Genomic DNA, 8438 nt, shown 5'->3' on the forward strand with positions numbered 1-8438 from the left:
GTTATGCACACGAGCCAGTCGCGCGCCAGCGCCGAGCCACCTGCGGGCCGCCTCGTCTCGCCGCACAACGAGGGGCGAAACCGGAGCCGGGAATTTCTCTGTTCGATTCGCGATCCGGTGGCGGAGGCGTGGCGCCAGGTCATCGAGGGCGGACCGGTGGCGGGCCATCGCACGCGCCGGACCATTCGACCGCGCGTGGCGCGGCAGTGGTGTGCGGGTGGGCCGCTTGTGGCACCGGGGCTTGGGAGGGGTGGCGGCGGAAGTTGTCCGCACCGTTCACGGGAGATGCGCCATGCACCACCGTCACTACGCCCACCGCCCCGCCGCCCGGCCGCAGGGCGCCGTCCGTTCCCCGCTCGGCGAGCTGGAGCAGGCGTTCCTCGCGCTCGCCCACGGGGTGGAGCCACTCACGCTGCCCGCGCACCTGGTGTGCGACACCCCGGACCGGGCGGCGTGGCCCATCGACCGGGTGCGCACCCACCTCGCCCACCCCTCCACCCGTCCCGACTTGCGCGAGCGGACCTGGCGCGAGGTGATCCGGCGCGCCCATGAGCTGGGCGAGCCGTGGGACGTGGTGGCGGTGGCCATGACCGTTCCGGTACTGCGCCGGATGCTCGCCCGGCTGGCCCGCCCCGCCCATCTGGAGCGCGCCGAGGTCGAGCAGGAAGCCCTGGCCGCCGTCGCCGCGGCCCTGCGCACGGTGAACCCCGGAGCGGAGCAGTTGGACCGGGAGCTGTTCAGCGCCGCCGACCGGGCAGTGCACCGGCTGGTGTACGCCGCACGCCGCCAAGCCACCCGCGAAACCGCCCCGGCGGCAACCCACCTCGACCACCTCTGCTCCGTCCCGCAGGCAGAACACGGGGAGCCCGTGGATGAGCTCACGGTGCTGTCCCGCGCCGTACAGGCCCGCGTGGTGGACGTGGCCGAGGCGCGGCTGATCGCCCGTACCCGGCTGGGCGGCGAGCCCATGCAACACCTGGCGGCCGAGCGGGGGGTGAGTGTGCGTCAGCTCTACCGGCACCGCAGCGCTGCCGAACAGCACCTGGCCGCTCATCTGCGACGCCGGCTGCAGGACCGGTAGGCGCGCCCAGCGGGGGGATTTTCGGCGGCGGGATGTCAATTCCCGCCGCCGGGATCTCTATTCACGGTGACGGCGCACCGAGTCCGGCTTCGGGCCGGAGCGTCCGTTGTGGTCCCGGGGCGGCCGATGCCCCGGGACCGGATCTCCGCACGGTGTGGGGTGAGCACGACCGTCTCGTGCTGACACCCGAGAACCCCCGTCCCGCCGCGCCCCTGTAAGGAGGCCGGCGCCCGGGCCCAGGGTCCTGCTCACCCCGCACCGACTCTCGTACGCCCGTTGTGGCGTCCCCGTCCTGTCCTGCTCCTGCCCGGCTCTGTGCCCCGAGGGAGGTGTGCTGCCATGCTCGCAAGGCTCCGTCGGCCACCGCGACCGCTACTGCGCTGGTCCGTCCGGCTCGTTTTCACCACTGCCCTCACGACGTGCGCGCTGCTGGCGGATCCGCCGCACGTGTGGGCGGTCGCGGACATCCCGACCGTCATCACGAATCTGCGGAACTGGGTCGTCGGCATCCTTGCCGGACTGGCCACCCTGTTCCTGACCTTCGGCGGGCTGCGCTATCTGATGGCCGGCGGCGATCCGGGGGAAGTCGAGGCCGCCAAGCGGGCGTTGAAGGCCGCAGCCATCGGCTACGGGCTGGCGATCCTGGCCCCAGTGCTGGTGACCGTGCTGCAGGGCATCGTCGGTGCCAACGACGGCGGGGGCGGGCAGTGATCCGCACAAGGCGTCTCGCCCACGCCATGCCCTTGCTGTTCGCCCTGGCCGTGATGGCCCTCGTCCCGATGTGCGCCGTGGCCGCCTCCGCGCACACTGGGTCCGCGGCGGTTCAGGCGCCGGTGGCCCCGGAGCCGCCGCAACCCGAACCGCGGCCCGCGCCCGGCCCCGCCGCCCCCTCCCCGGAGCCCGGGGCGGAGCCGAGGCCCGAGCCGACTCCCGGGCCAACCCCTGCACCGGGCCGCCCCACACCCGAACCGGAGTCACCCTCCTCCCCTGAGCCGACTCCCGGGCCGACGCCTCCGGCCTGCGAGGCGACCGGAACCGAGTGCGACAAGGGCACCACCTGGGGCTTCCTCGACATCCCCGCCATGGTCGTGGACGCGGTCACCTCGTTCCTGGGCACGCTGATCGAGCAGATCATGAAGCCGGTGCGCGAGTTCCTCGCCGACACCCTGCTCGCGACGCCCGACGTCACGAAGCACGCCGACATCAAGAAGCTGTGGACCGCCATGCTGGGGATCACGGCCGGGATCTACGTGCTCTTCGTGACGGCGGGCGGCGTCACGGTCATGGGCTATGAGACCGTCCAGACCCGCTACGCCCTGCAGCAGATCGCCCCGCGCCTGGTGCTGGGGATGGTCGCGGCGGCCACCTCGCTGACCGTGATGGGCAAGGCGATCAGTCTGTCCAACGCCCTCGCTCACGCGATCATGGCCACCGATATGTCGGACGCCGGTCAGGGCATGGTCGAACGCGTCCTGCCCTTCGCCCTGTTCGGCTCCGCGGGGCTGAAGCTGTACCTGCTGATCCTGGCGATCGTGATGATCACGCTGGTGCTCGCGGTGCTGATCGGCTTCCTGGTACGTGTTGCGGTGATGGCGCTGCTGGCGGTGGCCGCGCCCCTGATGCTGGCGTGTCACGCGCATCCGCTGACCGATCCCGTCGCCCGGCTGTGGTGGCGCGCCCTGGCCGGCTGCCTGGTCATCCAGATCGCCCAGTCGATGACGTTCATCCTCGCCCTGAAGCTGTTCTTCGCCCCCGGGGCCACCACGCTCGGCATCCCCAAGTCCGACCAGTTGGGCACGATGCTCGCCGGACTGGCCCTGTTCTGGGTGCTGTTCAAGATTCCGGGCTGGACCCTGCAGGTCGTCCTGCGCGGCACCCCGATCCACAACCCGCACGCCCCGTCTGGGTTGCGGTTGCTCAAGCACCTGGCGATGTACCGGCTCATGGACGCCTACCTGCCCGGCATCGGCCTGCTGCGCCGCCGCCCCGGCGGCGGTGGAGGTGCCGGACTCGGCCTCGGCCGCCGCGGACCGGGCGGCGCAGGCGGCCGCCCAGGTGGGGGCGGAGGCCGGCCGGGAGGGGGCGGAGGCGGACGGGGTGGGGGCCGCCCGCCCGCCGCCGGGCCCGGGCGTGGTGGGGGTGTGCGGGGCTGGGGCCAGGCCCTGCTCGCGCGGGGCCGTGCTGCCCCTGGCCGGCCGGGTGGCCGCCCGGGAGCAGCGGGCCGGCCCGCACCCGGTGCCCCGGCCGCGCCGGGGCACCGCCCGGCAGCCAGGCCGGGCCCAGCTCCCCGGCGCCACGGCCCCGGGGCGGCTCCCCGCGTCCGTACACCGGGAGGTCCCCGCGCCGTGATCCATCCCGCCCGGGCCCGCCGCAGACAGCAACTGGCCCTGCCCATCGCCGTACCGCGCGCTCCCGCCCGGCCGCCGAGGCCCACCCAGATGTGGCTGCCGATCCGCGCCGAACGCACTCCCGCCCCACCCCCGGCAGCTCGCGCCCTACCCACCACACCGCCCCCGGCCCGACCCGCCCCGGTGCCCCGGGCACGCCAGCTGGCCCTGCCCGTCCCCGCGACACGGGTCCGCGTGCGCCCACCGCGTCCCATGCAGCTGCGGCTGCCCCTCGAACCGTCCAGGAGGTAACCCCGCATGAACCAGCCCGACGAAGCGTCGGACGCCCCGTACGCCACCCGCATTCCCGCCGACATCTCACGCCCCGACCGCCTGCTGGGACCTTTCACGGCCCGGCAGAGCGCGATCCTCGCCGTCGCCGGGCTTGTGCTGTACGGCGGCTGGTGGGTGACGCGTCCCTTCATGGCGCCGCTGGCGTACGCGGCTCTGGTGGTCCCGATCGCCGGTGCGGTGGCCGCGCTCGCGCTCGGCCGACGCGAGGGCATCAGCCTAGACCGCTTCCTGCTCGCCGCCCTCCGGCACGCCCGCACCCCGAAGCGCCGGGTGCACGCCCCCGAAGGAGTACCGCCGCTGCCGGTCGTCGTCCCCGACCGCTGGGCCCGGGCGGCGGGGCCGCCGCCGGCCGCGATGCGCATGCCGTACGACGGCATCACCACCGAGGGGGTGCTCGACCTGGGCGGCGAGGGGAAGGCGGCCGTGGCGACGTGCTCCACGGTCAACTTCGAGCTGCGTTCAGCGGCCGAACAGCAGGGCCTGACCGCCGCGTTCGCGCGCTGGCTCAACTCCCTGACCGGCCCCACCCAGGTGCTGGTGCGCTGCCACCGCATCGATCTCGCCCCGCTGGCCGACACTCTGCAGCAGGATGCCGCCGCGCTGCCCCATCCCGCTTTGGAGCAGGCCGCCCGCGCGCACGCCGGCTTCCTCGCCGACCTCGCCACCGGCGGCAACCTGCTCGGCCGGCAGATCGTGCTGGTCGCCCGGGAAGAAGCCTCAGCGCACGGCGGGCGGCATCACGCGGGAGGGGGGCGCGTCATCCAACGCGTCCACGAAGCTACCCGTGCACTCGGCGCTGCCGAGATCACCGTCACGCCCTTGGACGCCGAGCAGAGCGCCGAGCTGGTGGGTGCGGCCTGCAACCCCGATACCCCCACCCACCCCGAGGACGGATCGGAAGGTGACCCCGTATGACCCGGCTCTTCTTCGGCCGCCGCCGCACCACTGCCGACGTACCGACCATCGACACCGCCCAGTTGCTGGAGGTGGCCGGCCCCGAGGCTCTTGAGGTGCATGCCCGCGCCCTCGCGGTCGGCGGACACCTGGCCACCACGATGGTGGTCACCGGCTACCCGGCCGAGGTCACCGCGGGCTGGCTGGCCCCGCTGCTGAACTTTCCCGGCCACCTCGACCTCGCCCTGCACATCGACCCCGTCCCCAACCCCATCGCCGCGGCCGGGCTGAAGAAACAGCGCGCCCGGCTGGAATCCGGCCGCCGCACCGGCTTCGACAAGGGGCGCCTGGACGATCCGGAGGTGGAGGCCGCCGCCGCGGACGCCGCCGACCTCGCCTACCGCATCGCACGAGGCGAGGGAAAGCTCTTCCACGTCGCCCTGTACCTGACCGTGCACGCCGCGGACGAGGACACCCTCGCCGAACAGGCCGCCGCCGTCCGCGCGATCGCCGGATCGCTGCTCATGACCGTCGCCCCGACGACCTACCGGGCGCTGCCCGGCTGGCTGGCCACCCTGCCGCTCGGCATCGACACGCTCAAGATCCGCCGCACGTTCGACACCGCCGCGCTCGCCGCCTGCTTCCCCTTCACCAGCCCCGACCTGCCGATCAACACCGGCGAAGACGGCCTGCCCGCCGGGGTGCTGTACGGGCTGAACGCGGTCTCCGGTGCTCCCGTGGTGTGGGACCGCTTCGCGCAGGACAACTACAACTCCATCACCCTGGCCCGCTCCGGCGCCGGCAAGTCCTACCTCGCCAAACTCGAGCTGCTGCGGCTGCTGTTCACCGGCACCACCGCCTCGGTGATCGACCCGGAGGACGAGTACGTCCGCCTCGCCGAAACCGTCGGCGGCCACGTCATCGCACTCGGCGCCGACGGCGTACGCCTCAACCCCTTCGACCTCCCACCAACGACAGGCGGCGAGGAGGACCTCCTCACCCGGCGGGTGCTGTTCCTGCACACGTTCCTCGCCGTCCTGCTGGGCAGCGACCTGACCGCGGCCGAGAAGGCGGTCCTGGACCGGGCGATCCTCGCCGCGTACGCACGCGCCGGGATCACCACCGACCCGCGCACCTGGCAGCGCACCCCACCCCAACTCTCCGACCTCGCCGCCATCCTGACCGAGGACGGCAGCCAGACGGCCGTGGATCTCGCCAACCAGCTGGTCCCGTACACCACCGGCTCACACGCGCAGTTGTTCAACGGCCCCAGCACCGCCACCACCCAAGGGCATCTGGTGGTCTTCGCGCTCCGTCAGCTCCCGGACGAGGTCAAGGCACCGGCGATGCTGCTGGCCCTGGACGCGATCTGGCGGCAGGTCAACTCCCGTCCCCGTACTGGCCGCCACCTGGTGGTAGTGGACGAGGCGTGGCTGCTGATGCGGGACGGCGACGGGGCCCGGTTCTTGTTCCGGATGGCCAAGGCCGCCCGCAAGTACTGGACCGGTCTGGCCGTCATCACCCAGGACGCCGACGATGTGCTCGCCTCTCCGCTGGGCCGGGCCATCGTCTCCAACGCGGCCACCCAGGTCCTGCTGCGCCAGGCCCCGCAGGCCATCGATGCGATCAGCGAGAACTTCCATCTCTGCCACGGCGAGCGGGAGTTCCTGCTCTCCGCGACCCGCGGCGAGGCCCTGCTGCTCACTGGCGATCGCCGCCACAAGGTCGCCCTGATCAGCGTCGCGGCGCCCGGCGAACATGAAGTGATCACTACGGACCCGGGCGAGCTCGCCGCCCAGCATCCGGCCGACGAAGCCCTCGACGCGGACAGCCTCGCAGGCGAAGAGCCCTTCGGCGTCGGCGACGGGCGGTGGGAGTGGTGACGGCGTACCGGTTGCGAGCCGGTGCTTCGCCGGGCGGGCCGCTGGTGGACTTCCTCACCCACCCGGACACGTTCACCTCCACGGCGATCCGGGCCGCCCTCGACTGGTGCACCGCATCCGCGCCCGTCCTGATCCCGCTCGTTCTCGTGTCCACAGCCTGTGGGTACAGCGCCCGACGCTGGCTGCTGCGCTCGCGCCAGCGACGCCTCGCCGACGGCGCGCGCTGCGTGGAGATCCTCGCACCGCCCACCGTCGCCCCCAAGGGGGGTGAGGTCATGTGGGCGCAACTCGCCGGGCTGCTGCGCCCGTGGTGGCGGCGCCTGACCACCGGCCAGCCCCACCTCGCCTTCGAATACACCTGGTCCCCCACCGGCCTGCACATCCGGCTGTGGGTGCCCGGCACGGTGCCGCTAGGCCTGGTACGCCGCGCGGTGGAGGCCGCCTGGCCCGGCGCCCACACCCGCGTCACCAAGCCCCTGCCGCTCCTCCCGAACCATCACATCCACGCCGCCGGACGGCTGCGACCGGCCCGCCCCGACGTCCTGCCCCTGCGTTGCGACCACCCGGCCGACCCGCTGCGGGCGCTGCTCCAGGCGGCCACCGGCATGGCCGAGGACGAGTCCGCGTGCGTACAGATCCTGGCCCGCCCCGCCACCGGCCGGGCCCTGCGCCGAGCCCGCCGCCAGGCCCGGCGGATCAAAGCCGGACACACCCCCGCCCGGCTGCCCACCCTGGCCGCGCTCCTCCTCCACCGCGCCCAGTCCCACACCACCAGCAAGCAGGACCCCGACCACGGCACCGCCGTACGGCAGATGGTCGCCAAACAGTCCGGCTCCCAGTGGCAGTGCACCCTCACCTACGCCGCCGCCTGCTCCCCCAAGACCGATCGCGCCGAGGACGTGGCCCGCGGCCGGGCCCACGCGATCGCCTCCGCCTTCGGCCTGTACGCCGACCGCAACTACCTCGCCCGCACCCGCCTCCGCCACCCCGAACCACGCCTGAGCGCCCGGCAGTTCCCGCCCACCCGTCCCGCGCTGCTGTCGGTACCGGAACTCGCCGCCCTCGCCCACCTACCCCTCGACGCGGACGCGCCGGGCGTGCAGCGGGCCGGCGCCCGCTCCATCCTGCCGCCCCCGCCCATCCCCGAACCCGCCCCCGGAGGCGGCATCAAGCCCCTGGGCCGCTCCGACACCGGCGCCCGCCGCAGTGTCGGACTCGCCGTCCCCGACGCCCGCCACCACCTCCACGTCATGGGCGCGACCGGCTCCGGCAAGTCCACCCTCATCGCGAACCTCGCCCTGGACGACGTACAAAGCCGGCGCGGCGTCATCGTCATCGACCCCAAGGGCGACCTGGTCACCGACCTGCTGGACCGCCTCCCCGACACCTGCGCCGACCGCCTCGTGCTCATCGACCCCGACGACCGGCACATCCCGCCCTGCCTGAACGTCCTGGACGGGGCGGACATCGACGTCGTCGTCGACAACATCACCGGCATCTTCCGCCGGATCTTCACCGCCTTCTGGGGCCCCAGGACCGACGACGTGATGCGGGCGGCCTGCCTGACCCTCCTCAAACACCGCGACCGCACCCACCAGCAGGTCACCCTCGCCGACGTCCCCCGCCTGCTGGGCGAGTCCGCCTACCGGCTGCGCATCATCCCCGCCCTCAAAGACCCCGTACTGCGCGGCTTCTGGACCTGGTACGAATCGATGTCCGAACCCTCCCGCGCCGCGGTCATCGGCCCGGTGATGAACAAGCTGCGCGCCTTCCTGCTACGCGACTTCGCCCGCCGCGCGATCGCCGCCGGCCCCTCCACCTTCGACCTCACCAGCGTCCTCGACGGCGGCATCCTGCTGGCCCGCCTCCCCAAAGGAGCGCTCGGCGAAGAGACCGCCC

Annotated in this window: 6 protein-coding genes; all 6 read left to right on the forward strand. The window is 73.4% G+C overall.

Annotated elements, in window-relative coordinates; translation table 11 throughout:
- Nucleotides 1-292: 292 nt before the first annotated feature.
- On the forward strand, nt 293-1081 hold the full coding sequence (locus ABD357_RS40650) for a hypothetical protein (protein ID WP_344396482.1): 789 nt from the start codon (nt 293-295) through the stop codon (nt 1079-1081).
- Nucleotides 1082-1420: 339 nt separating this feature from the next.
- Entirely contained in the window at nt 1421-1792 is a 372-nt protein-coding gene (locus ABD357_RS40655) for a pilin (protein ID WP_344396483.1), read from the forward strand.
- Entirely contained in the window at nt 1789-3720 is a 1932-nt protein-coding gene (locus ABD357_RS40660; RefSeq protein ID WP_344396484.1) for a TrbL/VirB6 family protein, read from the forward strand. Before ABD357_RS40655 ends, ABD357_RS40660 begins: the two co-directional genes overlap by 4 nt.
- A 6-nt stretch (nt 3721-3726) precedes the next feature.
- Nucleotides 3727-4677 (forward strand): PrgI family protein, encoded by a 951-nt coding sequence (locus tag ABD357_RS40665; RefSeq protein WP_344396485.1) that lies wholly within the window; start codon nt 3727-3729, stop codon nt 4675-4677.
- The gene (locus ABD357_RS40670) at nt 4674-6539 is read left to right on the forward strand and encodes a VirB4 family type IV secretion system protein (protein ID WP_344396486.1); all 1866 of its coding nucleotides are present in this window, start codon (nt 4674-4676) and stop codon (nt 6537-6539) included. Before ABD357_RS40665 ends, ABD357_RS40670 begins: the two co-directional genes overlap by 4 nt.
- Nucleotides 6536-8438 (forward strand): DUF8128 domain-containing protein (locus tag ABD357_RS40675; RefSeq protein WP_344396488.1); only part of this gene is annotated, 1903 nt, incomplete at its 3' end. The genes ABD357_RS40670 and ABD357_RS40675, both read left to right, overlap by 4 nt.

The sequence above is a fragment of the Streptomyces vastus genome (assembly GCF_039532825.1).
In the GTDB taxonomy this organism is placed as follows: Bacteria; Actinomycetota; Actinomycetes; order Streptomycetales; family Streptomycetaceae; genus Streptomyces; species Streptomyces vastus.

Coding starts and splice junctions, on each gene's coding strand:
- ABD357_RS40650 (WP_344396482.1), top strand. CDS start 293: ATGCACCACCGTCACTACGCCCACCGCCCCGCCGCCCGGCCGCAGGGC.
- ABD357_RS40655 (WP_344396483.1), top strand. CDS start 1,421: ATGCTCGCAAGGCTCCGTCGGCCACCGCGACCGCTACTGCGCTGGTCC.
- ABD357_RS40665 (WP_344396485.1), top strand. CDS start 3,727: ATGAACCAGCCCGACGAAGCGTCGGACGCCCCGTACGCCACCCGCATT.
- ABD357_RS40670 (WP_344396486.1), top strand. CDS start 4,674: ATGACCCGGCTCTTCTTCGGCCGCCGCCGCACCACTGCCGACGTACCG.